The 23,865-nt window shown below is 53.5% G+C and carries 21 protein-coding genes and 1 pseudogene; 15 read left to right on the top strand and 7 right to left on the bottom strand.

The features are described 5' to 3' along the window. Nucleotides 1-42 precede the first annotated feature (42 nt). A complete protein-coding gene (locus tag ACR0CZ_RS13805; protein ID WP_170466289.1) occupies nt 43-810 on the bottom strand; it encodes an SDR family oxidoreductase in 768 nt (255 codons plus the stop codon). A 69-nt stretch (nt 811-879) separates the two neighbouring features. Between ACR0CZ_RS13805 and ACR0CZ_RS13800 the strand changes: the two genes are divergently transcribed. The 6 genes from ACR0CZ_RS13800 to ACR0CZ_RS13775 all read left to right on the top strand — a co-directional run bounded on the left by ACR0CZ_RS13800 (nt 880) and on the right by ACR0CZ_RS13775 (nt 7,980). Beyond that, nucleotides 880-1,938 (top strand): L-idonate 5-dehydrogenase, encoded by a 1,059-nt coding sequence (locus ACR0CZ_RS13800; protein ID WP_170466292.1) that lies wholly within the window; start codon nt 880-882, stop codon nt 1,936-1,938. 4 nt (nt 1,939-1,942) lie between these two features. Continuing rightward, on the top strand, nt 1,943-2,752 hold the full coding sequence (locus ACR0CZ_RS13795) for a phytanoyl-CoA dioxygenase family protein (protein WP_480503393.1): 810 nt from the start codon (nt 1,943-1,945) through the stop codon (nt 2,750-2,752). Between the two features lie 307 nt (nt 2,753-3,059). Then, nucleotides 3,060-3,704 (top strand): IS6 family transposase, encoded by a 645-nt coding sequence (locus ACR0CZ_RS13790; protein ID WP_480503436.1) that lies wholly within the window; start codon nt 3,060-3,062, stop codon nt 3,702-3,704. A gap of 570 nt (nt 3,705-4,274) precedes the next feature. Next, nucleotides 4,275-5,732 carry a xylulokinase gene (xylB, locus tag ACR0CZ_RS13785; RefSeq protein ID WP_170396198.1) on the top strand — a complete coding sequence of 486 codons (1,458 nt, stop codon included), beginning with the start codon at nt 4,275-4,277 and terminating at the stop codon, nt 5,730-5,732. Beyond that, a complete protein-coding gene (locus ACR0CZ_RS13780; RefSeq protein ID WP_223117833.1) occupies nt 5,729-6,682 on the top strand; it encodes an aldose epimerase family protein in 954 nt (317 codons plus the stop codon). The genes xylB and ACR0CZ_RS13780 overlap by 4 nt, the downstream gene beginning before the upstream one ends. Next, nucleotides 6,679-7,980, top strand: coding sequence for a cytochrome c peroxidase (locus ACR0CZ_RS13775; protein WP_170466298.1), 1,302 nt, complete (start codon nt 6,679-6,681; stop codon nt 7,978-7,980). Before ACR0CZ_RS13780 ends, ACR0CZ_RS13775 begins: the two co-directional genes overlap by 4 nt. Here the strand turns inward: ACR0CZ_RS13775 and ACR0CZ_RS13770 are convergent, their stop codons facing one another. After that, nucleotides 7,981-9,492 (bottom strand): CRTAC1 family protein, encoded by a 1,512-nt coding sequence (locus ACR0CZ_RS13770; RefSeq protein WP_170396204.1) that lies wholly within the window; start codon nt 9,490-9,492, stop codon nt 7,981-7,983. Further along, nucleotides 9,482-10,699, bottom strand: a complete 1,218-nt coding sequence (locus ACR0CZ_RS13765) for an ROK family transcriptional regulator (RefSeq protein WP_170396206.1) — start codon at nt 10,697-10,699, stop codon at nt 9,482-9,484. The genes ACR0CZ_RS13770 and ACR0CZ_RS13765 overlap by 11 nt, the downstream gene beginning before the upstream one ends. Nucleotides 10,700-10,850: 151 nt before the next feature. Here ACR0CZ_RS13765 and xylF point away from each other — a divergent pair, with 151 nt between their 5' ends. From xylF to ACR0CZ_RS13740, 5 genes and pseudogenes are all read left to right on the top strand, one after another. Then, a complete protein-coding gene (xylF, locus tag ACR0CZ_RS13760) occupies nt 10,851-11,870 on the top strand; it encodes a D-xylose ABC transporter substrate-binding protein (RefSeq protein WP_155150139.1) in 1,020 nt (339 codons plus the stop codon). A gap of 63 nt (nt 11,871-11,933) precedes the next feature. Beyond that, complete coding sequence (locus ACR0CZ_RS13755) at nt 11,934-13,232, top strand: sugar ABC transporter permease (protein ID WP_170396208.1); 1,299 nt, start codon at nt 11,934-11,936, stop codon at nt 13,230-13,232. Continuing rightward, nucleotides 13,232-14,035, top strand: coding sequence for an ATP-binding cassette domain-containing protein (locus ACR0CZ_RS13750; protein WP_170379765.1), 804 nt, complete (start codon nt 13,232-13,234; stop codon nt 14,033-14,035). The genes ACR0CZ_RS13755 and ACR0CZ_RS13750 overlap by 1 nt, the downstream gene beginning before the upstream one ends. 9 nt (nt 14,036-14,044) lie before the next feature. Further along, nucleotides 14,045-15,352, top strand: coding sequence for a xylose isomerase (gene xylA, locus ACR0CZ_RS13745; RefSeq protein ID WP_170396210.1), 1,308 nt, complete (start codon nt 14,045-14,047; stop codon nt 15,350-15,352). Between the two features lie 91 nt (nt 15,353-15,443). Then, nucleotides 15,444-15,794 (top strand): annotated as a pseudogene (locus ACR0CZ_RS13740) (DDE-type integrase/transposase/recombinase); the annotation flags it as partial. Nucleotides 15,795-15,917: 123 nt separating this feature from the next. Here ACR0CZ_RS13740 and ACR0CZ_RS13735 read toward each other — a convergent pair. The 4 genes from ACR0CZ_RS13735 to ACR0CZ_RS13720 form a co-directional block, all read right to left on the bottom strand. Next, on the bottom strand, nt 15,918-16,940 hold the full coding sequence (locus ACR0CZ_RS13735) for an adenylate/guanylate cyclase domain-containing protein (RefSeq protein ID WP_170396212.1): 1,023 nt from the start codon (nt 16,938-16,940) through the stop codon (nt 15,918-15,920). A gap of 3 nt (nt 16,941-16,943) precedes the next feature. Then, nucleotides 16,944-17,303, bottom strand: coding sequence for a group I truncated hemoglobin (locus ACR0CZ_RS13730; RefSeq protein WP_170396214.1), 360 nt, complete (start codon nt 17,301-17,303; stop codon nt 16,944-16,946). A gap of 117 nt (nt 17,304-17,420) precedes the next feature. Further along, nucleotides 17,421-18,251 (bottom strand): class I SAM-dependent methyltransferase, encoded by an 831-nt coding sequence (locus ACR0CZ_RS13725; protein ID WP_170396216.1) that lies wholly within the window; start codon nt 18,249-18,251, stop codon nt 17,421-17,423. 63 nt (nt 18,252-18,314) lie between these two features. Then, on the bottom strand, nt 18,315-19,154 hold the full coding sequence (locus ACR0CZ_RS13720; protein WP_170396218.1) for an alpha/beta fold hydrolase: 840 nt from the start codon (nt 19,152-19,154) through the stop codon (nt 18,315-18,317). Nucleotides 19,155-19,414: 260 nt separating this feature from the next. Between ACR0CZ_RS13720 and ACR0CZ_RS13715 the strand changes: the two genes are divergently transcribed. From ACR0CZ_RS13715 to ACR0CZ_RS13700, 4 genes are all read left to right on the top strand, one after another. Beyond that, nucleotides 19,415-21,646 carry an ATP-binding protein gene (locus ACR0CZ_RS13715; RefSeq protein WP_480503385.1) on the top strand — a complete coding sequence of 744 codons (2,232 nt, stop codon included), beginning with the start codon at nt 19,415-19,417 and terminating at the stop codon, nt 21,644-21,646. After that, a complete protein-coding gene (locus ACR0CZ_RS13710; protein WP_170396223.1) occupies nt 21,639-22,352 on the top strand; it encodes a response regulator in 714 nt (237 codons plus the stop codon). The genes ACR0CZ_RS13715 and ACR0CZ_RS13710 overlap by 8 nt, the downstream gene beginning before the upstream one ends. Nucleotides 22,353-22,390: 38 nt before the next feature. Then, nucleotides 22,391-23,281: an adenylate/guanylate cyclase domain-containing protein gene (locus tag ACR0CZ_RS13705; RefSeq protein WP_170396225.1), complete on the top strand. Its 891-nt coding sequence runs from the start codon at nt 22,391-22,393 to the stop codon at nt 23,279-23,281. 113 nt (nt 23,282-23,394) lie between these two features. Beyond that, a complete protein-coding gene (locus ACR0CZ_RS13700; RefSeq protein WP_170396227.1) occupies nt 23,395-23,859 on the top strand; it encodes a hypothetical protein in 465 nt (154 codons plus the stop codon). Nucleotides 23,860-23,865: the final 6 nt, after the last annotated feature.

The following is a 23,865-nucleotide window of genomic DNA, read 5'->3' as shown; positions in this document are numbered from 1 at the left end:
ATCTAAGTCGGTCTTAATTAGCAGGCGATTGGAAGCTGCAGATCAAAGTGACGCCGTTATTCCACCATCGACATAGAGAGTATGACCATTGACGAAACTGGATGCAGGGGAGGCAAGGAAAATGGCGGCGCCGACAAGTTCTTCTACATTGCCCCAGCGACCGGCCGGGGTACGTTTCTCAAGCCATGAGCTAAACTCTGGGTCGGCAACCAAGGCGGCGTTCAAAGGTGTATCGAAATATCCAGGTGCAATGGCATTGCAGTTTAGGCCATACTTAGCCCAATCAGTCGCCATTCCTTTTGTAAGGTTGGTCACGGCACCTTTTGTCGCCGTGTAAGGCGCAATACCCGGTCTTGCCAATGCGGATTGAACCGACGCAATGTTAATGATCTTGCCTGACTTTCTTTCAATCATGTGCCGTGCCACAGCCTGACCGACATGAAAGACGGACGCTACATTTGTCTGTAGTAGGTGCTCGAAGGCATCAGCGGGGAAATCCTGTAGCTCCGTCCTGTGTTGCATTCCGGCGTTGTTTATCAGGATGTCTATGGGGCCGACATTGTCTTCAAAGTTGTCCACGGCAGATCGGACACCTTCATGATCGGTTGCATCGAACGAAAGTTCACGTACCGAGGCGCCTGTTTCGCTCAACTCGGATGCTGCTGCCGCTAGTTTCGCGGTGTCGCGCCCGTTCAAAACGACTTGCGAACCGGCGGCAGCCAAGCCACGGGCCAACGCAAATCCAATGCCTTGGCTAGAGCCTGTTACTAGTGCGCGTGTTCCCTCTAGGTTGAACATTTCAAGCATCATGCAAAAACCCCTTGGTTGTCAGCACCGACTATCCGTATCTTTTGGCAATATGTATAGGGAGTCTGTGCAATGTCTTCGGCCAATGTTGCTGTTGTTATCCATGCCGCAAAAGATCTGAGGTTGGAAAACCGGGACGTACATGACGTGGGGCCAGACGAAGTCTTGATTGCCATGCGCGCGGGTGGGATTTGCGGCTCCGACCTGCATTATTATAACCACGGTGGTTTCGGTACGATCAAGTTGCGTCAGCCGATGGTGCTAGGACATGAAGTCGCCGGAGAAATCGTGAAAGTCGGGTCAAGTGTGCAGGGGTTGCATTTAGGTCAACTGGTTGCAGTTTCTCCATCCCGACCTTGCCAATCCTGCAGTTATTGTCTGAACGGGCAGCAAAACCACTGTCTTGATATGAAGTTCTATGGCAGCGCGATGCCGTTCCCGCATATCCAAGGCGCTTTTCAAAGCAAACTCGTAGCGAAAGCCAGTCAATGCGTTCCAGCAGATGGGTTAAGTCCTGCGCAGGCCGCTATGGCCGAACCTTTGGCGGTCTGTTTGCACGCGATTAAGCAAGCCGGGAGCCTCTTAGGTAAAACGGTACTTATCACGGGATGCGGTCCAATCGGCTGCCTCACGATCTTGGCGGCGCGTCGTTCTGGGGCGGCCAGAATAGTGGCGACGGATATCTCGGACCAGACCCTCGCTCTGGCGCGTGAATGCGGGGCAGACGATGTCATCAACACCTACACCGATCCGCAAAAACTGGAGCAGTTTGAAAACGACAAGGGTCAGGTTGATGTACAACTGGAGTGTTCCGGGGCTCAATCGGCTCTGGCTTCTGGCGTCGCATGCTTGCGACCGGGTGGAACATTGGTTCAGCTTGGTCTGGGCGGAGATATGACTGTGCCGATGCAGGCGTTGACTGCAAAAGAGATAGTGCTTCGCGGGTCTTTCCGTTTCCATTCCGAGTTCTCAGTCGCGGTCGAGATGATGCGAAGCGGACTAATAAACGTCGACCAGTTGGTGACGCATTCCTTCGAGGTTGGCGAGGCCATCACTGCTTTCGAGGTCGCGTCTGATCGAACCCAATCAATGAAGGTGCAGTTAACGTTTCCAGAAAATGACGATGGATAGACGAATGAGTGATATTGCAAAGACTTATGAAAGAGACGGTTTCGTAGCTCCGCTGGATATCCTGACAGCTTCTGAGGTCCAAGCGCTGCGCAATGATTTTGAGAAAGCTGAGCGCATTCTCAGAGACGACCCAGATAAACTCAAGCTTCTATATTCTTATCCGGACAGGCTGATACCATCATTCGATGCACTACTTCGCCATCCGAAGCTGATTGAGGCTGCTTCAACGGTGTTAGGGCCGGACCTCATGGTTTGGAGCGGTGCACTTTTCGTAAAAGAAGCGCGATCATCGAAGATAGTCTCGTGGCACCAAGACTTGACCTATTGGGGATTGGATGATGCTGAAGAGGTTACCTGTTGGGTTGCGATTTCAGAAGCGTCCGAGCAAAGCGGGTGTATGAAGTTTGTTCCTGGCAGCCATACAAGCCGGATCGTGCCTCACGTGGACACCTTCAGCGAAAACAATCTTTTGTCACGTGGGCAGGAAATCGCAGTCGATGTGAACGAGAAAGATGCAGTTGCTGCCGAATTGCGTGCAGGGCAGGCCTCCATGCATCACGGGCATCTCTTTCACGCATCAGGGCCCAATAACACGGACGATAGACGCATTGGTGCGGCGTTGCGTTTCATAAAGCCCTCAATGAAACAGCAGAATGGCGTGAAAACTTTGGTTGCGCTAGTCGCAGGGCGAGATGATTTTGGGCATTTCTTACTTGCGTCCTCCCCTCAGGGCTTTTTGCATGAGAACGATTTCGTTTTGTGTCAAAGGGATGCAGACCGCAAGAAACAAATACTCTTCGCCGGAGTGAAGTGACGCCCTTGGCATGCCAAGAACCATTGCTACATCGACCCGGAAGCAGACCTGAATCGCGAAAACTGGTGGACTTACAAGGGTTACCATCGTCGCTCAGCTTTTCTTCCATCGGGCAAAAAGCTGAGGAGGTAGTCTACGGCAAGCTCGAAATTAGACTATTCATCGCTAGCTCATAAGGCATTCTGTTTGGTCTTGTCAGAAGAAGTTTGATTAAGCGGGGTAGGGGTGTTGCGTAGCTTTTGCGCATGACCAGACCTGCCTCTTCAAGTACTTCAAAACCAGCCCAGAGATCATCCGCCTTGCGGTGATGCTATACATCCGTTTCCCGTTCTCGCTTCGGAATGTCGAAGATCTGCTGCACGAGCGAGGCATCGACGTGAGCCACGAAACTGTCCGATATGGGTGGAACAGGTTCGGTCCGATCTTCGCCTCTGAGATCAGACAAAAGCGGGTGCAACAACTGCGTGAATTCTCGAATTGGAGGTGGCAGGTGGACGAGGTTTTCGTGAAGGTGATTGGCAAGAAACATTACCTCTGGCGGGCCGTAGATCATGAGGGCGAAGTGCTAGAAGCCGTTGTCACCAAACGTCGAAACAAAGCTGCAGCATTGAAATTTCTAAAGAAATTGATGAATCGACACGGCCAAGCGGGAGCCGTCGTCACGGATCGCTTCGCCGGATACAGAGTCGCGGTCAGAGAGCTGGGCACGCTCGAAAAACAACCGACGGGTAGATGGCTCAACAACCGGGTCGAGAACTCGCACCTGCCGTATCAACAACGCGAGCGCGCGATGCAGGGTTTAAGGCGCATTCGAAGTTTACAGAATTTCGCTTCCGACCATTCCTCCGTATACAACCACTTTAACCAGGAAAGATCCCTCACCAGCCGAGACTCCTTCAAGCTGACGCGAACCGCCGCTCTTGACGAGTGGCGTCAACTTTGTTCCGGATAGGTTCACGATTTTGAGTCAAATTGAGACTGGTTCGAATTTGTCTGACAGCACCAATGGAGTTTGAAGCCTAGGACCCACCCAGTGTTTCGTTGTAAGATGATACTCGGATATTCGCGCTATTATTTGTCGTGCGGTTATCCACGCTTGGATTGCCAGAATCCACTCATCTGACGAATGACGGGCTTCATGATCCGCGCCGCCAGTTGTGGAAATGGGGCAACTCTCTGAGATTGGTTGTTCAATACAAGCCAGAATTGGACGCGCAAAAGCGGATGAACCTAACTATACCACGCAGTTAACTGCGAGGTGTTTGGCGAAGTAATTTGGGAACCACTTCCTCAACGAACAGGGCGACGATTGGCTTCATGTTTGCGATGCGCAGGAACAAGACGGCTGCGCTTGTTGTGATGTGCGCTACTGATCAGAGATACGGATTTCGCCGTTTGGTCGATAAATCTGCAGTGGTGCGGGGTTATCTCACTGAGAAGCCAACTTGCCTGAAACTTTTGTTGACAATATCTATCCGGCTATTAATTTTAGCAACTAAAATAAAGGTAGGTGAGTTCAAAGATGTATCTTGGATTGGACTTGGGAACATCCGGTCTCAGAGGGATTCTTGTCGACGACGCAGGTTCCGTCGCAGGTAGCGCTGAGTCCATTATCCTTACGTCTTCCTCAAAACCCGGATGGTCCGAACAGTCCCCTTTGGATTGGGTGGAAGCTTGCAAAGAAGTCGTCAGTCAGCTTCGGGCTGCACACGGAAACGCGTTTTCTGCGCTGCGCGGCATTGGTTTGAGCGGGCACATGCACGGTGCGACCCTTTTGGATGCCAATGGTAACGTGTTGCGACCGTGCATTCTGTGGAACGACACGCGGGCATCTAAAGAGGCAGAAATTCTTGATCAACTGCCGGGTATGCGTTCGAGTTCAGGCAATATCGTTTTTCCGGGGTTCACGGCCCCCAAGTTGGAATGGGTCCGCGCAAATGAGCCTGACCTGTTTGCTAAAACTGCCAAGGTCCTACTACCGAAAGACTACCTGCGGCTCTGGCTGACCGGAGACTACGTCAGCGATATGTCTGACAGTGCCGGAACTTCATGGCTGGACGTTGGTGCGCGGCGATGGTCGGAAACCGCACTGGAACAGAGTCACATGAACATCGAACAAATGCCTCGACTGGTCGAAGGCAGTGATCCGGGCGGGGAGTTGCGGTCCGAGTTGGAGCAAGAGTGGGGAGTGTCTGGACCGGTCGTGATTGCAGGGGGAGCAGGGGACAATGCCGCTGCCGCCTGTGGGATAGGCAGTACAAGCGATGGAACTGGCTTCTTGTCCCTCGGAACCTCAGGTGTGTTGCTGGTGTCCAGAGACATCTATGCTCCAGCGCCAGAAACGGCGATACATTCTTTTTGTCATTCTGTCCCTGACAGGTGGATTCAGATGGGTGTTATCCTTTCTGCGACAAACAGTTTGAACTGGCTTTCCCGCAATCTGGGCCAGTCCGTTGGGGACATGATCGCCTCGCTGCCTGCCGATCTGGATGGCCCATCAGAGATCACGTTTCTGCCTTATCTTTCAGGTGAGCGGACGCCTCACAATGACAGTGCAATCCGTGGTGCGTTCCTGGGTGTGGATATTTCCTCGGAGACCACTGATTTGACGCGGGCTGTCATGGAAGGCGTCGCCTTTGCAATGCGGGACTGTTTGGAGGCCCTCAAGAGTACCGGAACAAAGCCAACCAGCCTTTTGGCCGTTGGCGGCGGTGCGCGATCTCGGTATTGGTTGAAAAACCTGGCCACCGTGCTCAATACGCCCCTTGCCTTGCCCCGGGGCAGTGAATTTGGTGCCGCCATCGGCGCCGCCCGCCTGGCAATGTGCGCCGTCAATGGCGCAAACCCGGACTCTGTGATGATGTCGCCCAAAATCGACACGGTGATCGAGCCTCGTGGGGATCTGATCGATGCATTCGAAAATGAATACCAACGTTACCGGCAATATTATTCGGCCTTAGCACCTTTTGCGAAACGATGAACAAAAGGCGGGACATACCTCCTCAAATCGAACGAGCCGTCCTGAATGATGGCGACATGCGCGTGTCGCTACTCAGCTACGGGGCGACAACTCAAGGTTGGTGGTACAAGGGGATGCCAATGATCCTTGGATACGAGAACCCGCGGGACTACGCCACCGATAATAATTATCTGGGCGCAATCGTTGGGCGTGTCGCCAACCGGATTGGAGCAGCGCGTTTTGACATGGAAAATGTTCGGTATGAACTGGACGCAAACGAGGGTCGAAATTCCTTGCACGGTGGGCGGGCAGGCCTATCGCATCAGAATTGGGCTCTTGAGCAGATGACAGCAAACGAGGCCGTATTGCGCCTCACTTCCCCGGAGGGTGCCAGCGGTTATCCGGGAACCGTCAGATTTGAAGTGCGAGTAAGGCTGGACTATCCGCGTCTGGTTTATTCGATTTCAGCACAGCCGGATCGGCCGACACCCGTAAGTATAGCGCAACATAATTACTATAGCCTGGGTTGCGTAACGGGCATTTCAGAACATTGTCTGCGGCTGACTTCAAACCGTTATCTTGAAGTTGACAATCAGGGTATTCCCTCGGGCAAGATTGTGGACGCAAGAGATAGTGGTATGGATTTTTCCGCGCCGAAAGCGATCAGTGCCGTTTTGACGGATTTGGACAACTACTTCGTTTTCAACAGCGCACGAGAGAAGGGGCTTCCGGTCGCCGACCTTACTACACCCACGGGTTTGAAGCTATCTGTATGGTCAGACCAGGCAGGGGTGCAAATATACTCCGGGGCTCACCTCACGGAACCCTTTTACAAGAGCGCTGGCGTGTGCATCGAGCCATCGGGTTATCCCAACGCGCCCAACATCCCCGAGTTCCCGTCGATCATATGCGCTCCTGAAGCCCCTTACGAGCAGACATTGATTCTGCAGATTTCAGAGGGTGTGACATGAAGCTTGTTACACCGATTGTTGCTTTTAGCGTGGTAATTGCGTCCATTACGGTGGCAGCGGCTCAGAACCTTGGGCCAATCCCAGAATTTGTTGAACCTGGCGTGAAAGAGGTCCAACTTGGGCGACTGCTTTTCTACGACCCGATCTTGTCCGGGAACAGGAATATCAGCTGTGCGACTTGTCATCACCCCAAACTCGGCACGTCCGATGGGCTCTCGCTTGGGATCGGTGAAGGTGGTGCGGGTCTGGGGGCAAAGCGGAAATTCGATGCGAAAAACCCGCCGGAGCAACGAATCCCGCGCAATTCGCCGGGTCTTTGGAATCTTGGCGCAACCGAGTTCACAGTCTTCTTTCATGATGGGCGCCTTGAAACTGATCCGACACGCGCGAACGGTATCAGGACGCCGCTGGGCACTCATATGAGGTCAGGTTTCAAATCTGCTCTGGCAGCTCAGGCAATGTTTCCGGTGCTGTCTCCTGATGAGATGGCAGGCCACTATTCCGAGAATGACGTCAGCCAGGCTGTACGCCTCGGGTTGCTTACTCAGGAAGGCGGGGCGTGGGATTTGATAGCGGCTCGCGTCGCGGCCATCCCGGAATACGAACAGCGTTTTTCTCAGGTTGCACCGGGGGATACGATCACCTTTTCCGCTATTGCGAATGTAATAGCTGATTTCATTGCCTTCGAATGGCGCGCTGTCAATAGCCCGTTTGACCTTGCGATGCGGGGGGAATCTGAGTTGCCGGAAGATGCACAGCGCGGCATGCAGTTGTTCTACGGGAAGGCAGGGTGCAGCATCTGTCATTCGGGCTGGTTCCAAACAGACCACAAATTTCACTCCATAGCGATGCCGCAGATAGGACCCGGAAAAGCGGCGCGGTTCGAAAGCCATGTCCGGGATGATGGGCGCCTACGCGTGACTGGTGACGCAGAGGATGCGTTTGCGTTTCGCACGCCCTCGTTGCGTAATGTAACGCTGACGGCCCCGTACGGGCATAACGGTGCCTATGCGCAGCTTGAAGATATCGTGCGCCATCATCTCGACCCAGAGGATTCCCTGCGTTCGTACTCCTTGGAAATGGCTGTGCTTCCTGACTTTCCGGGTGCAAAGGATCAGCTGCCATTGTCTAACCCGGAGAATTTGGATGCGATTGCCAGAAGCAGCGACCTGTCAAGGATAAGTCTGACGGATCAGGAGATCAGCGCGCTACTGAGCTTTCTGGCCAGTCTGGAAGATCCCGCGGAACGTCTTGGTGTTCCAGATCAGGTTCCAAGTGGACTGCCGGTTGACCAATGATCATCGCTCAATTTGAATGATCTGATTTGATTGGATTTCCTGCCATCCTCCTTCTTCGCCATCAGGCCAAATAACCCGAACTTCGATTGCCTTCGCATCCCCCAGTCCAAAATGATGAAGCCCTGCGATACCGCTGATGTGCCCTCCACCGATTGTGATTTCCCGGGTTACCACACCTGACTCGGTCCTGGCCTCGATAAAGCCGCCGACCGCGAAGCGGTTTGGTTTATCTTGGGAAATGTCCAGCATCACCCAATTCCCGGTGTGGGGCTGGTTTTGATAGACCTCAAGTTCCGAGCCCCGGTTAATCACCACCAGATCAAGCCAGCCGTCATTGTTGAAGTCAGCCAAAGCCGCGCCACGCGACTTGGCCATAGAGGCAACGCCAGCCTCGACTGAAGCTTCTTGAAATTGACCATTCTCCAGTTGTAACAGTAGGTTGTTGGGGTCATTCAATGCTGCATCTGGCATCTGCTCGACATTTCCCTTGGCGACAAAGATATCGTCTAGACCGTCGTTGTTAACGTCGCCAAATTGCGCATGCCATCCAGTTGATGGGCGACCGTCGTCTCCAATATGTGGCCTGTGAGCGGTTGTGCCTTTGCTGTAAGTGGCGTCTCGCCAGGTTGGGCCGCCAGCTTCGGGGTCAAAAACTTGAAATTTTTGGTCACCCATAGAAGTCAGGTAAACTTCGGGGAAGCCATCGCCTGTTAGATCTCGTGAAGCGATGCCCATGCCCCAGATCGAATATGCCAACCATCCGTCTTCTTTCGAATAGGGGCGTGGAGTTTTTTCCATTGCCCACAATTGCTCGTGGCCGCCACGTACATAGTAATGGCGATCGTTACTGACCCGCAGATCCGCTTGCCCGGTGCGGGACCAGTCAGAAAAGAGAATGGACAGCGCGCAATAGCCTGGTTCGAGATGTTCCGGTGGCTGGTAACTGCCGCCACTGGGCCGGTATAGGACCGTGGGTCCGCAAGTCTCAAACGGGCCGTCGGGATTGTGACGATCAACATAAGTTCCGTAGGCCAATGTTGGCAAAGTCTGATTAGCTTCCCAGGTGGCAGAGAACCCGGTTGTCCAATGATCCTCTGATCTGAAGCCAAGGGAGCTGAAAGGGCGGAACTTGCAATCAGGCTCACCTTTTATAAGCAGATCGGGGCCGACGCGCAAAACAGCCAGATCCATAACGCCATCACTGTCGACATCCAGCGGGTAAGCCCCAGTTACGTCGACCATGGAAAGCAGCTCGGGGGTATCAGCACGAAATGAAACGCTTTCGTGCGATGTGTTTCTAAACAGTTTGGATGTGTTGGTGCCACCCGCTGCAAAGAGTTCGGGCAACCCATCACCGTCACAATCGAAAACGGCGACTCCGCCGCCAACAAAGTGCTCCCAGCCGCCGTCATAAATATGAGCGCCGATGTCAATCTTTTGGAATTGCGGAGCTTGAGATTCTGCGCTGGCCGCAGATGCAAAAGCGAATAGGATACAAAGCTCAGGGCGCATTTGTCGACAGCTCCTTTACCTTGAGGATCGAGACCTGCTCAATCCCGTACGCCGCAGCTCCCTTAGCCCACATAAGGTCGCCCCAATGATGGGCTGTGATTTCCGGCAAGGGGGTATCGACATTCACGACGCCACTGCGAATTCGGGTCATCACCTCGTCCGAATTCAGGTGTTCTAAGTCCATCTGAGCTCCGGACAAAATAATGCGTTCGGGATCAAACAGATTGATCAGATTGGATATTCCCAGACCAAACATCTGGCCCGCGCGGGCCAGAACGGATTTCGCCCTTTCGTCTCCGGATCGAGCATTTTCGTGGATCTCTTTAATAGTTTCCGTTCCAATGCGTTGATCGGCGACGGTTGCTTCCCGGATCAGTGCATAGTCCCCGACATAGGCCTCAAGGCAACCCCGCTGGCCGCACTGGCAAAGCGCGCCGTCCAGTTGGACTTTTGTGTGGCCAAATTCCGCTCCGCAGCCTCTTTCCCCGCGATATAGCTTACCGTCCAGGACAATTCCAAGCCCAACGCCGTGTTCGATCGTGACGACAAGAAAGTTCTTAAAACCCTTGCCTAACCCAAAGAGTTGTTCCGCCTTTGCTACCAGGTTGGCGTCGTTTTCTATAAAGGCGGGGCAGGGCAGCTCTGTTTCCAGAAATTGGCTAAAATCGACGTTTCTATCGGTAAGGGAAGAGGACCAGTGTACGAAGTTCCTTTCTGCGTCCACGAGACCGGCAACCCCAATTGACACTCCGGATAAGGTGTCGAGGGTCTCGTTGATCTGAGCGCAGGCCTCATCCAAGGCCTTGCGAATGGTTGCCACTAATGCGCCTGGCGTCATCCGGACGTCGTCCAACGGATGTTTGTATGACGTGACCTCGTTGCCTTTGAAATCTACAAGGATGACCGAGATCATGTGGCGCGCCACTTTGAGGCCCGCAACAAGGTAAGAGCGGCCATCCAGCTGAAGTAAAACTCTGGGCCGACCCCTTTTGGCGGATTTGGATTGCGGTTCGGATTCGATCTCTTTGATCAGCCCCGCAGATATGAGGTCGGCTGTGGCTGCAGTAACCGTCGCAGGGCTGGTCTGCAAAGCGCTGGCGATATCTATCCTGGAGATCGAGCCTCTTGTCCGAATGTGTTCCAACACCCGCAGGCGCGTAATGTTCCGCTGGTCCGCGGCATTTTGAGAAGCTTTGCTTTTCAGCATCTTGGCCTCACGAATCTGGTTCTTACCTCAATCTATTTGGATTTCGCCTGTCCTAACAGACTAAATATTTTACCGGCTGAAATAAATATGGTATTCAAGTTTGTGAGAGCCGCGAATCGAAATGCGATGGCTCGGCAAATGGGAGGAAATCATGAAGAGAATTCTCAGCTTTTCGGCTGTGGCCACTTTGTTGGCTTCGACCGCATTCGCAGAGCCAGTGGTCGGCGTGAGCTGGTCGAACTTTCAGGAGGAGCGTTGGAAAACAGACGAAGCGGCCATCAAGTCGGCACTTGAAGCAGGCGGTGCCGAGTACATTTCGGCAGACGCGCAATCGTCCTCCGCAAAGCAGCTATCGGACATCGAAAGCCTGATCGCCCAGGGTGTGGACGCGCTTATCATCCTAGCGCAGGACGCGCAGGCCATTGGTCCCGCGGTTCAGGCCGCGGCGGACGAAGGTATTCCTGTGATAGCCTATGACCGTCTGATCGAGGACGACCGAGCATTTTATCTGACCTTCGACAACGTGGAAGTCGGCAGAATGCAGGCTCGGGCTGTCTTTGAGGCCATGCCCAAAGGCAACTACGTGATGATCAAAGGCTCTCCTACTGATCCGAACGCAGATTTCCTGCGCGGTGGTCAGCAAGAGATCATCGGAGCAGCCGTCGACAGCGGTGACATTGTAATTGTTGGTGAAGCCTACACAGATGGTTGGTTGCCCGCGAACGCGCAGCGGAACATGGAACAAATCCTGACCGCGAACGAGAACAACGTGGATGCAGTCGTTGCGTCGAATGACGGTACTGCAGGCGGTGTTGTTGCGGCCCTAACAGCACAGGGTATGGAAGGCATTCCAGTGTCAGGTCAGGATGGCGACCACGCAGCGTTGAATCGTGTCGCACTTGGAACGCAGACGGTTTCAGTTTGGAAGGATGCTCGCGAACTTGGAAAGGCCGCTGGCGAAATCGCTGTCGCATTGAGCGGAGGGACAAGCCCTGCGGATGTCGAAGGCGCAGTTAGCTGGACATCACCGGGTGGGACCGAGATGAACTCGGTTTTCCTAGCGCCTGTTCCAATCACTAAGGACAACTTGTCCGTGGTTGTTGATGCCGGATGGATCCCGCTGGAAGATCTTTGCCAAGGCGTTGAAAACGGACCTGCCCCTTGTAACTAAACCACTCAGCCCTGGGCCCTTTAGTCCGGGCCTGGGGCAAATGCTGAATATGAAAGATCGGAAATGACCGAAACTTCGTCTCAGCCGGTACCTGAAAAAGCGAAACCCAGCCTGTTCCAGCAACTGGAACTGGATATGCGGCTTTTGGGAATGATCGGCGCGTTTGTCATCCTGTGCATCGGGTTCAACATCTTCACAGATGGGCGCTTCCTGACCCCTCGTAACCTGTTCAACCTGTCCATCCAAACGGTTTCGGTCGCCATTATGGCATGCGGGATGGTATTTATTATCGTCACACGGCACATCGACTTGTCGGTTGGTGCACTGCTGGCAACAACCTCGGCCGTGATGGCGATGACGCAAACCGAGCTTTTGCCACAAGTCCTTGGGATGGGTTTGAACAATCCAGCAACCTGGGCGATCACCATTGTTGTCGGGCTGTTTGTCGGCACGCTGATTGGTGCGTTTCATGGCTGGATGGTCGGATACCTGACGATACCAGCCTTCATCGTTACGCTTGGTGGGTTTCTGGTTTGGCGAAACGTGGCGTGGTATTTGACTAGCGGTCAGACGATTGGTCCTCTGGATAGTACATTCCTGATGTTTGGCGGGACCAACGGGACATTGGGAACGACGACAAGCTGGCTGTTCGGCTTGTTTGCTACCGCAATCGCGATCTGGGCTTTGTGGAGCAGTCGTCGCGCAAAGGCGGCACATGGATTCCCCGTCAAACCTGTCTGGGCCGAAGCCACTTTGGCCGGGATAATCGCAATCGCCATCCTTGGGTACGTTTACATCGTAAACAGCTACGCCATACCGACGCGCCGACTGCAACGTATGTTCGAAGCACGCGGAGAGACAATGCCAGAGGGGCTAGTTGTAGGATACGGCATACCGATTTCTGTACTCATCCTAATCATCGTGGCTGTCACGCTGACAATTGTGGCGCGAAAAACCCGGTTTGGTCGGTACATCTTTGCCACTGGTGGCAACCCGGATGCGGCAGAGCTTTCGGGTATCAACACTCGGCTGCTGACCGTGAAAATCTTCGCTTTGATGGGTTTCTTGTGCGCGGTGTCCGCGGTGGTCGCCTCGGCTCGCTTGGCGAACCATTCGAACGACATCGGTACGCTCGACGAACTTCGGGTCATAGCAGCTGCAGTGATCGGAGGAACCGCATTGTCAGGCGGCATCGGCACTATCTATGGCGCGATCCTGGGTGCATTGATCATGCAGGCGCTGCAATCGGGCATGGCAATGGTTGGCGTTGACGCGCCGTTTCAGAACATCGTCGTCGGCAGCGTCCTCGTGTTGGCCGTCTATATCGACATCGTTTACCGCAAGCGACTGGGGGCAAAGTGATGCAAGCTCAGGATACGCAGAAAAAACCTTCTGGCACTGGGCGCGGTTCAGGCGCGCCGCCATTGGTCGAGATGCGCGACATCTCGATTTCCTTCGGTGGGATCAAGGCCGTCGACCATGTGTCGGTCGATCTCTATCCGGGTGAAGTCGTTGGCCTGCTTGGCCACAACGGGGCCGGAAAGTCCACGTTGATCAAGGTATTGTCCGGCGCCTATCAGATGGACCACGGCGAGATTCTGATCGATGGCAAGCCGGTCGAGATTGGCAATCCTCGTGACGCCCGGGCGAACAATATCGAAACGATATATCAGACGCTCGCCTTGGCCGACAATCTGGACGCGACATCAAACCTGTTCCTGGGGCGCGAGATGACGACGCCTTTTGGCTTGGTCAACGACGCAGCCATGGAGGCCGAGTGCCGAAAGATCATGGCGCAGCTCAACCCGAACTTTCAGAAGTTCAATGACCCGGTCTCCGCCTTGTCGGGTGGGCAAAGACAATCAGTGGCGATTGCTCGGGCCGTCTATTTCAATGCCCGCATTCTGATCATGGATGAACCCACTGCGGCGCTTGGGCCGCATGAAACCCAGATGGTGGCGGATCTGATCCACCAGCTGAAGGCGCAAGGAATTGGGATATTTCTGATCGATCACGATGTGCACGCCGTCATGGAACTGTGCGACCGCGCCTCGGTCATGAAGAACGGAAAACTGGTTGGGACGGTCGATATTGCAGATGTCACTGACGATGATCTTTTGTCGATGATCATTCTCGGCAAGCAGCCAGCACAAAAAGCAGAGTAGGGGGCAGAAATGCCAAGTGGATTTTTTGAAGGGATCGAGAAGGTCCAGTTTGAAGGCGTGGATAGCAAGAACTCGTTGGCCTTTCGTCACTACGACCCGGATGAAATCATCATGGGCAAGCGTATGGAGGACCATCTGCGGTTTGCTGTGGCCTGGTGGCATTCATTCGCGTGGGAGGGCGGAGACCCCTTTGGTGGACCTACGTTCGAACGCCCATGGTATCCTCAGGACGATATGGGCCGGGCCCGTCAGAAGGCAGATATTGCATTCGAATTGTTTGAGCTTTTGGGGCAGCCATTCTTTTGCTGGCACGACGCTGACATCCGGCCCGAACAGGGAAATTTTGCCGATAACCTGCGCACATTAGAAGATATCACCGATTATATCGGTGAAAAGATGCAGGTGTCTGGCACCAAGCTGCTTTGGGGCACGGCCAATATGTTCAGCCATCGTCGCTGGATGTCTGGTGCCAGTACCAATCCTGATCCCGACGTTTTTGCGTTTGCAGCTGCGACAGTGAAATCCTGCATGGATGCGACCCACAAGCTCGGCGGAGAAAACTACGTTCTATGGGGTGGCCGAGAAGGCTATGAAACCCTGTTGAACACGGATTTGAAAACCGAGTTGGACCACATGGGCCGTTTCTTGAACATGGTCGTTGAATACAAACACAAGATTGGGTTCAAAGGAACTATTCTCGTTGAGCCCAAGCCTCAGGAGCCGTCCAAACACCAATACGACTACGACGCCGCGACTTGTATTGGATTTCTCAGGAAGTACGGGTTGGAGGACGAGGTCAAGTTGAACCTCGAGCAGGGGCATGCGATCCTGGCCGGACACAGTTTCGAGCATGAAATTGCGGTCGCCGCTGCCGAAGGGATGCTTGGCTCGATCGACATGAACCGAAACGATTACCAATCCGGATGGGATACGGACCAGTTCCCGAATAATACGCCAGAGGTTGCTTTGGCATATTACTACATCCTGAAAGCTGGTGGCTTTACAACTGGGGGCACAAATTTTGACGCCAAAATACGTCGGCAGTCGCTTGATGCAAAAGATCTTGTTGCAGCCCATGTCGGTGGAATGGACATTTGTGCACGAGGCTTGAAAGCTGCGGCTGCTATGATTGAAGACGGTGGCTTGGAGGACGCGCTGACGGAACGGTATTCCGGTTGGAACACGCCGGAAGCAGTGTCTATGTTGGGTAGCAGTCTGGAAGAGATTTCTGCCCGGGTTCTGCAGGAAAATACCAACCCGAAACCACAATCTGGGCGTCAGGAGATTCTGGAGAATTATGTGAACAGGTTTGTGTGACCAAGGAAAACTGCAATCGGGGAACTGTCAAAAGAATCTTGTCAGAAGAACTTTGCTTGGGCGGGGTAGGGGTGTTGCGTAGCTTTTGCCCATGACCAGACCTGCATCTTTCAAATACTATAACAACCGGTTCTGAGATCATCCGCTTGACCGAGATGCTGTACATCCGATTCCCGCTCTCGCTTCGGAATGCCGTAGATCTGTTGCACGAGCGAGGCATCGACCTGAGTCAAGAAACCGACTGCTACTGTTGGGACAGGTTCGGTCCGATGTTTGCCTCTGAGATCCGAAGAATGCGGATGCAACAACTGCGCGCACTCTCGATATGGAAGTGGCACGCCGACGAGATTTTGTGGAGGTGAATGGCAAGAGACATTGCCTCTGGCGGGTTGTTGATCACGAAGGCGAGGTGCTGGAAACCGTTGTCACCAAACGCCGAAACGAGTAGCCGCTTATTTCGGGATCAAGATCAGTGGTTTTGGGACTGGTTAAACAACCTACTTTCTTCACTGCAGCGATCAGTCAATATTTAGTGCGAACTAAGGATTACAGCGGGCATTGACGCTTAGCTATCGTCGGACAAGCGCCAGATGTCTTGCTCTCCAAACCCACGGATTGTTCGCGCGCCGACATTCTCAAGGTCAAACTGATCTTTGAGGACCTGCGCGACTTCGTCCTGGACTGAAATCTGCATCGGGTCAGAGAATTCCTGAAGTCTGGAGGCCAGATTCACAGCCGGACCAAAGATATCGTACACATACTTCTGGATGCCAACGACCGACCCGACTACCGATCCCGTGGCCAGTCCAATTCTGCACCGCCACTGATGCGGATGGCTCAGGTTTCGGCGGGTCAAATAGCGTACGAAACGAATGGCTGTGTTTGCGATTGCCTTGGCGTGATCCGGAGTCGGATCGGGCAGACCAGCGACGGTGATATATGCGTCTCCGATTGTCTTGATCCGTTCGCAACCGAATTGCTCACCTATGCGATCAAACGCGCTGTAGATATCATTCAGTTCGGTGACCGTGACGCTTGGGTCCTGCGAGGCGACCATATCCGTGAACCCCACGAAATCGAGCATCAGGACGGAGACGGGATCATAGAGTTGTGGCGTGACCACGCCGAAAGTCTTGTACTCTTCGTAGACCGACCGGGGCATCAGATTTAGCAGCAGTTTTTCAACCTGCTCCTTTTCCCGCTTCAACTCGCGCGTGTTCCGTTCCACCATCATCGAATAGGAGTCGATCATGGACTCCAGCTCTTTGATACGGGTGATGTTCTGACATACCAGAACCAGCACATCGTCATGCGCGACCGTGAAATCGAGTGCGATCACCAGTGTGCGGCGTTTCTTTTTGAACGTGATTTCTGATGTATGTCGCCCGGTGCCGGACAGGCTTGTTTGCACTGTGTCGATATCCAGATCAGGAAAGAGCTGCTGCAATTGGTCTGAAGGGCCATCGGCACTGAACCACTCGTCAAACGTATCATTGCGGAACCCAAACTTCAGCGATTGACGGTCCAGTAGGGCAACGCCCACACCAATCGCGCGAAGGAGCTGTTCATTGATGGCTTCGATGGTCATGATTTATCCAACAATCAAGGGGCGACGTTTACTGAATTCCGCGACAACGATATCGATATCCTCGGCATCCACGCCGTGTCTTTGCAAAGCGTCACGGAGCACGACCTCCAATTCGTCGAAATGGTCATCGGTAATTTCGAGATGAGAGTGTAACTGGCGCAGTTGATTGTCGGTGTAGGAGGCCGGACCGCCAAGGAGCGATGCTATGAACTTGGTCTGATGGTCGACCATGCGGCTCATATCCACGTTGTCGAAGAAGGGTCCAACCTCGTCATTGTCCAGCAGGATGTCATAGAACGAGAACACGATCTTGCTGATCTGTGAAAACCCACCGTATTTTTCATAAAGTGTGCGCTCGGCCATAACAAAATCCCCCTTAAACAAACTAATACCAAGAAAATGGTGGATCGACTACACCGGGTAATCTTCATCGTTCTTTGACGGTTGGGTCAAAGAACGATGAGCCAGTGATTCACGATCTCAGCCACGCTGCATGACAATTTCAGCGTACTCGGATGAGATGCAAAGTGTGTCATTGCCTGAGATATCGAACTTCTCGATCAGGGCCATGATATCGCGCTGCAGCGCCTCTTGTCCCGGTGCGTCCAGTGCATCGAAGGCCTTTTGCATCGGACCATAGAAAGTCCGAAAATACTCTAGGAAGTGTTCGGCTGAACGGTAGCGGAACATGAAGTTCTTGCGTCGGAACGAAACGATGGTGCTGCGCGATCCGAAGGCTTCTTCAATCCAGTCCCGGCTGCCCCACAAAGCCGGAGAGCTTACGCCAGCAGGTGGAGGCACATGTTTACCGATCGTTTTGAACAGAAGGCCGATGAAGCTGTCCGGCGTCCAGTTGGCCAGACCAATCTTGCCGCCGCGTTTGACGACCCGTTGCAGCTCTGCTGCTGATTGTTGTTGGTTCGGTGTGAACATCACGCCGAACGTCGAAACCACCGCGTCGCAGGATTGATCATCGAAAGGCAGGTTTTCGGCGTCGGCAACCTTGTAGGTCACGAACAGACCTTCCGCTTTGGCGCGCTGGCTGCTGGCGTCCAGTAGGGCTTCTACATAGTCGGTCGATGTAACATCACAAAAGCGCCGGGCGAAGGCCAGGGTGGCATTACCATTCCCGGCGGCGACATCCAGTACCTTGGAACCAGGCATCAGATCCATGCTTTCAGCCAGTTCCTCGCCCGTGATTTGCAGCGTGACACCCACTTTGCTGTAGTCGCCGGAGCCCCAGGCGACGTTTTGCTTTGCTTTGATTGCCGCAAAGTCTGTGGTGGCGTTGATCGATGTTTGAATACCCATGATATTGCTCCTTTTGATGTAGCAGTGGTTTGATGAAGGCCGCATTGCTAAATGCGGCCCCGGTCAGGCAGCTTGACGTTCTGGCCAGCTGACAGTTTCAACGGGCCGCTCCACATTGGCCACGTGTTCGAAAATCCTTGAGTTGATCCATTCGGGCTGGAAGACCGGCGCCATATGGCCCAGCTCGGGCAGCAACGCGATCCGCGCATTGGGCAAAGCCTTCGCGATCTCGACCGAGACGTGCTGCGCAATCTCAGGTGACTCCAAACCAGTCATTACCAACGTCGGTATATCAAGCTTGGACAGGTCCTTCAGTTGCCAGGTTTCAGCAAAACCTTTTGCAAAATCAGACATGACTGATGGGATCATCCCAATGAACCGGTCTCGGGGCTGCGCGGGCAGCGAGTTCCAAAACCCCTTCTCGTTCCAGAAATCCAAAAAGTGATGCATACCAGCAGCGGCATCGCCATCCGCTGCTGCGGCGCTCACCACACCCGCGAGAAGCTGGATTTGCCCGAACAGTTTCTTGCTGGCATCATTGCCAGCCTGCAGAAAATGAAAGGCTGCAGGCTCATATACCGTCAGGCTTTTGACAAGATCAGGACGCATCAACGCGACCTTGATGGCGACGCCTCCGCCGTTGGAATGCCCAACCAGATGCACGGGGCGTCCCAGCGCTTCGATTTCGCGGATTACCGGTATGGCAGAAAACGCCGCACCGTTTTGAGAGTTATCTCCAGTTAACGGGCTACGACCGTACCCGGGAAGATCAACAGCGTGAACACTAAAGCGACCTTCCAGATCCGCCGCCAGTTGGTTCCATTGCCCACTATTGGACGCCGAAGAATGCAACGCAAAAATAGGTGCGTTAATCATTTCAGTAGTTCTAAAAGAAATAGTCATCGTTCTTACCCAATCGCACTTAAGATGGGCAATAACTGACCTTTCTATGTTTCATTGTGATGTCTGGAAGCGGTGCCAAGTGTTTCAGTTGTTGCTCTGTGAAGCAGGTCACACAACTTGCTATCTGGCTCAAAAACAAACAGGTTTATCGGCCTGTACTTGGCTGAGTTGGCACCTATTGAAACAATTGAAACACGCGATGCTGATTTTGAAATGGCATTGAAACAATGGTATCCTAAAAATTCAGGATGACGATGGGCATGGCGAACGAATTTGAAGAAATCGAGAAGGCGCGGGACCTTCTTCGTGATGCGATCGAATCTCTCAAAGAAGGGTTCGCCCTCTATGATGATGATCGCCGCCTTGTCCTGTTCAATCAACGATATGCCGAGATGAACAAGGGGGTTGCCGACCTGCTGCAACCCGGACTGGACTGGGAAATCCTGATGCGCGAGACGGCGCGCCGTGGAATTTACGCTGATGCGATTGGCAATGAACAGCAGTGGGTTTCGGACCGTTTGGCTAATGGGGTCGAGTTCATCCAAGACTTTGAGCTGACGGAAACGGATGGGCGTACCTATCTGGTTTCTGTTCATCCTACCAAGTTCGGCGGATTTGTCGTAACGCGTGAGGATATCACCGAACGCAAACAAGCCGAGGTCGAAGAGCGCGACGGCGATCTATTGATCCGAAAGGTGCTGGATGCCAGTTCGGCAATCGTAACTATGGCGCGGATTGGTGATGGTCAGATACTGTATCGCACGCCTGCTGCGCTGCAGATGTTTGGACCTTCCAAATCTGCAAAACAGCATTATCAAAAGCCGGAAGAGCGCGCGGATTTTGTAACCCAGCTTTTGGCCGATGGTCGTGTCGATGACTACAAGCTCGACTTAATAAATGCGGCTGGCAAAACCTTCCCTGCGTCGATTTCGTCTCAATTGATCGATTACAAAGGCGAAGAAGTCATCGTGACCAGCGTGATCGATCTAACCGTCCAGAAAGAGGCTGATGCCCTGATCCGCCAAGTCATGGAGGCGTATCCAGCAGCCATCAACATGACGCATGCCGACACCGGCGAGGTGCTGTTTGCTACGCCCGAGATAAAGGCGCTGTTTGGTGAAGCAGAAAGTTCGAAATCCTACTATGCGGACCCGAATGAGCGCCAACGGTACCTGAAAGACCTCCGGCAAGCGGGGGCGCTTAAGGATCGGCGAATGGAGTTCGTCGATGCAAGCGGACGAAAGTTCTGGGGGGCGGATTCTTCACGGCTGATCGAGTTCAACGGTGAAGAAGTAATCGTTTCCAATACCCGCGATCTGACCGATGAATTGGCCATTGAGGCTGAGCTTGAAAAGCAACGAGAGCTGCTGTTCCAGAACGAAAAGATGTCTGCGCTAGGCGAACTACTCGCCGGTGTCGCGCATGAGCTTAACAATCCATTGTCGGTTGTTGTGGGTCATTCGTTGATGTTGAAGGAAGAAATTTCTGACCCCGATCTCGGTGTCAGGATTGAAAAAATCGGCAATGCCGCAGAACGCTGCGCGAAGATTGTTAAGACCTTTCTGGCGATGGCGCGTCAGCAGCCCAGCAAGATCGAGCAGGTTGATGTTCCCAGCATGATCGAAACAGCTGCGGATGTCGCCGGGTACGGTAGCTCATCAGGCGAAATTCGCATTGAGCAAAGTGTGCCAGAAGACCTGCCCGCAGTTGCCGGGGATGCGGACCAGCTTACGCAAGTCGTCTTGAATCTTATCATCAATGCCGAGCAGGCCATGACCGCATCCGGCATCGGCGACCACATCATGCTGTCTGCCGAGGTCAAGCTTGACACCGGAATGGTTGAGATCACGGTTCAGGACAATGGCCCCGGTATCCCTAAAGCCATACGCGCACGTATCTTCGAGCCGTTCTTCACCACAAAGGAGGTGGGTGACGGCACCGGGATTGGGCTTGCTTTCTGTCACCGGATCATTCTGTCCCATGGCGGTCAGATCAGGCTTGATCAGGCCGCAGTGTCCGGTACCTGCTTCCGGATAACTCTGCCCGTCGCAAAGATGCAAAATGATGTGGCTGAAGAAAAACCCGAACCCGCCGCGAATTTTGCCAAGCACCGTGCATTGGTCGTGGATGATGAGGTCGAAGTGGGTGAGATCAATGCCGAGATACTGCGGAAGGATGGCTTTCACGTAGATTTCGTTACCTCAGGGAAAGAGGCGCTCAGGCAACTGCAGTCCACCAGCTACGATGTATTCCTAAGTGATATGAACATGCCCGGTGTTGACGGACGCAAGATTTATGAGGCGCTGGTGGCGCGTTTTCCGAAAATGCTGACCCGGACAGCATACATCACCGGGGACACCATGGGTGAAAGCTCATTGGGACTGCTGAAGGAATCCGGTCTGCCCTATCTGGAAAAACCCGTCTCACCTTCGGAACTGAGAATACTTGTCGGAAAGCTGCTCGCCGATCAGAAGGATCAAACGGATGAATGACCAGAAAACCCATATCCTGGTTTGCGATGACGAGATCGACGTGCGCGAGATGCTTCAGGAATATCTGAGCAAACGCGGGTACGAGGTTTCTGCAGCCGCTGGCGGAGAAGAGCTCCGGTCTGTCATCTCCTCTCGTGCTGTTGATGTCATGATCATGGATATCAATATGCCAAAGGAAGACGGTCTTTCGATCCTCAGATCGCTTCGTCCTGAAAACACGACGCCCGTGATCATGTTGACTGCAGCAGGCGATGTAGTGGACCGGATCATCGGGCTTGAGATGGGGGCAGATGACTATCTTGGAAAGCCGGTTGATCTTCGGGAACTGGAAGCGCGGATCAAGGCCCTATTGCGCCGAGGGGCCATCAACGAAAGTCTGCCCGCAGATGCCTCCGAAGGCAATTTGGCCCTTTTTGGCGACTACACGCTGGATAAAGAGGCAGCCAAACTTCTTGCGCCGGATGGATCCGAGGTCCCGCTAACGGCGATGGAGTATAGTCTGCTCAAGGTGTTTGCTGAAAACAAAGGGCGTGTTTTGAACCGTGATCAGTTGCTAGAACAAGCGCATGACCGGTCCTGGGACCCGTTCGATCGCAGCATTGATATCAGAATATCCAGACTGCGCCGGAAGCTTGAAACCAACCCGGAAAAGCCGGAAATCATCAGAACCGTGCGGGGTATCGGTTATGTTTATGATCCCAAATAGGGTTTGTCGTTCCGGACAAGCAAATTGCGAGTAGCACCGTGGAAACCAAGCTCGTCACGACCATAATTGCTGACATTTCTGACAGCACTCCGTTCTACGAAGAAATGGGGGACGATCAGGCACAGCAGTTGATTCAGTTTGAAATCGATCGATTGCGTGAGGTTCTACTTGGGTTTGGCGGAGTTCCTGTGGGGCAGAAAGGCGATGACGTCTTGTCCTATTTCAAGGAACCCGAGGCCGCCGTAAACGCGGTTGTAGAGATGATTCAGAAACCGCCTGGAACATTACTGTCGGTCCACGCGGGTGTTCATCAAGGTCCTGTTGTTATTGGCGATAATGGGATATTTGGCGAAACAGTTAATCTGACCGCACGTTTGGCGGCCGCGGCCAATCCGGGTGAAGCTTGTGTCAGCGAAAGCGTCGCCAAGGATCTAAGCCCCGAAAGTCTCCAGATGCTCACCCCAATCGGATCGCTTCGCCTGAAAGGTGTGAGTGAACCGGTCAAAGCTTATTCAGTCCTGGCCTCAACGGACGGGTTAAGCACCGTGATGCATCTGCCGACGCAGACGGCCAGCGGATCTGAGGGCATGCAACAGAATGAAAGCTTTGCGCTCATTCTTTATCACGACGATCATACCTGGCGGTGTCGGGAAGGCGGGGAGCTAACGATCGGCAGATCCAGTCAATGCGATGTCATCCTGCCTGAGCCGTGGGTTTCGCGACTGCATGCGGTACTCAGCATGAAAGGCGGGAAGCTGATGCTGGCGGATCGCAGTTCGTCGGGAACTTACGTACAATTCGAGAATGCGCGTGAAATCCAGCTTAAGCGCGAGAACATAATGCTGGCCGATAGCGGGCTGATATCGCCTGCACTATCAATTTTGCACTCTGATGCGCGCCCATTAGAGTTTGAGGTCGTCCGCCGATAAACGACGTGGCACGCCTGAATTCTGGCTTCTGTGGTGAAAGTCTCAGAAAGAAACTCGCGATTGTGCTAGAATCGGCACCAATTGCGTATTTCAACCAAGATTGGGAGGGAATGATGTCATTGAATACTTCAGGAAACCAGCTTCGTCAGGGCGCTCTGATCCTGGGTGCAGCTACACTCTTGTTTGGTGCTGATGCAACTGCCCAGTCAGCGATGCCCAATGCCTGCCCTGTGGATGGATGTGAGGTGCAGATTGTATCGGTCGCCAAAGAGGGCGACGAACTGCTTGTAAACTACGATGCGAATTTCACTCCGGACGTATCGAAGAACCATTTCCATACATGGTGGGGCGAAAGCTATTCCGTTGAGCAAGTCGGCAGAAATGCCCAAAGCGAATTCAATGCCGTTCAGGGCAGGTGGCATCGGCACGATGATTACCCAAGCTATGTGACGAAGGAGGCGGCCTCGACATCGGCGCGCGAGGGAGGGACGACACTGTGCGTTACTGCTGCCGATAGGGACCACAACATATTGGATGCGACCAAGTATCATTGCGTGGATGTGCAAGAGCACCTCTGAAGCGCC

The organism is Ruegeria sp. H9 (genome assembly GCF_056532915.1).
Note: the sequence above shows the minus strand (reverse complement) of the source record. Positions and strands in the feature narration are given on the sequence as shown.

Excerpts from the sequence above, each read along its gene's own strand:
- ACR0CZ_RS13805 (WP_170466289.1), bottom strand. The coding sequence starts at position 810 with ATGATGCTTGAAATGTTCAACCTAGAGGGAACACGCGCACTAGTAACA.
- ACR0CZ_RS13800 (WP_170466292.1), top strand. The coding sequence starts at position 880 with ATGTCTTCGGCCAATGTTGCTGTTGTTATCCATGCCGCAAAAGATCTG.
- ACR0CZ_RS13795 (WP_480503393.1), top strand. The coding sequence starts at position 1,943 with ATGAGTGATATTGCAAAGACTTATGAAAGAGACGGTTTCGTAGCTCCG.
- ACR0CZ_RS13790 (WP_480503436.1), top strand. The coding sequence starts at position 3,060 with ATGCTATACATCCGTTTCCCGTTCTCGCTTCGGAATGTCGAAGATCTG.
- xylB (WP_170396198.1), top strand. The coding sequence starts at position 4,275 with ATGTATCTTGGATTGGACTTGGGAACATCCGGTCTCAGAGGGATTCTT.
- ACR0CZ_RS13780 (WP_223117833.1), top strand. The coding sequence starts at position 5,729 with ATGAACAAAAGGCGGGACATACCTCCTCAAATCGAACGAGCCGTCCTG.
- ACR0CZ_RS13775 (WP_170466298.1), top strand. The coding sequence starts at position 6,679 with ATGAAGCTTGTTACACCGATTGTTGCTTTTAGCGTGGTAATTGCGTCC.
- ACR0CZ_RS13770 (WP_170396204.1), bottom strand. The coding sequence starts at position 9,492 with ATGCGCCCTGAGCTTTGTATCCTATTCGCTTTTGCATCTGCGGCCAGC.
- ACR0CZ_RS13765 (WP_170396206.1), bottom strand. The coding sequence starts at position 10,699 with ATGCTGAAAAGCAAAGCTTCTCAAAATGCCGCGGACCAGCGGAACATT.
- xylF (WP_155150139.1), top strand. The coding sequence starts at position 10,851 with ATGAAGAGAATTCTCAGCTTTTCGGCTGTGGCCACTTTGTTGGCTTCG.
- ACR0CZ_RS13755 (WP_170396208.1), top strand. The coding sequence starts at position 11,934 with ATGACCGAAACTTCGTCTCAGCCGGTACCTGAAAAAGCGAAACCCAGC.
- ACR0CZ_RS13750 (WP_170379765.1), top strand. The coding sequence starts at position 13,232 with ATGCAAGCTCAGGATACGCAGAAAAAACCTTCTGGCACTGGGCGCGGT.
- xylA (WP_170396210.1), top strand. The coding sequence starts at position 14,045 with ATGCCAAGTGGATTTTTTGAAGGGATCGAGAAGGTCCAGTTTGAAGGC.
- ACR0CZ_RS13735 (WP_170396212.1), bottom strand. The coding sequence starts at position 16,940 with ATGACCATCGAAGCCATCAATGAACAGCTCCTTCGCGCGATTGGTGTG.
- ACR0CZ_RS13730 (WP_170396214.1), bottom strand. The coding sequence starts at position 17,303 with ATGGCCGAGCGCACACTTTATGAAAAATACGGTGGGTTTTCACAGATC.
- ACR0CZ_RS13725 (WP_170396216.1), bottom strand. The coding sequence starts at position 18,251 with ATGGGTATTCAAACATCGATCAACGCCACCACAGACTTTGCGGCAATC.
- ACR0CZ_RS13720 (WP_170396218.1), bottom strand. The coding sequence starts at position 19,154 with ATGACTATTTCTTTTAGAACTACTGAAATGATTAACGCACCTATTTTT.
- ACR0CZ_RS13715 (WP_480503385.1), top strand. The coding sequence starts at position 19,415 with ATGGCGAACGAATTTGAAGAAATCGAGAAGGCGCGGGACCTTCTTCGT.
- ACR0CZ_RS13710 (WP_170396223.1), top strand. The coding sequence starts at position 21,639 with ATGAATGACCAGAAAACCCATATCCTGGTTTGCGATGACGAGATCGAC.
- ACR0CZ_RS13700 (WP_170396227.1), top strand. The coding sequence starts at position 23,395 with ATGTCATTGAATACTTCAGGAAACCAGCTTCGTCAGGGCGCTCTGATC.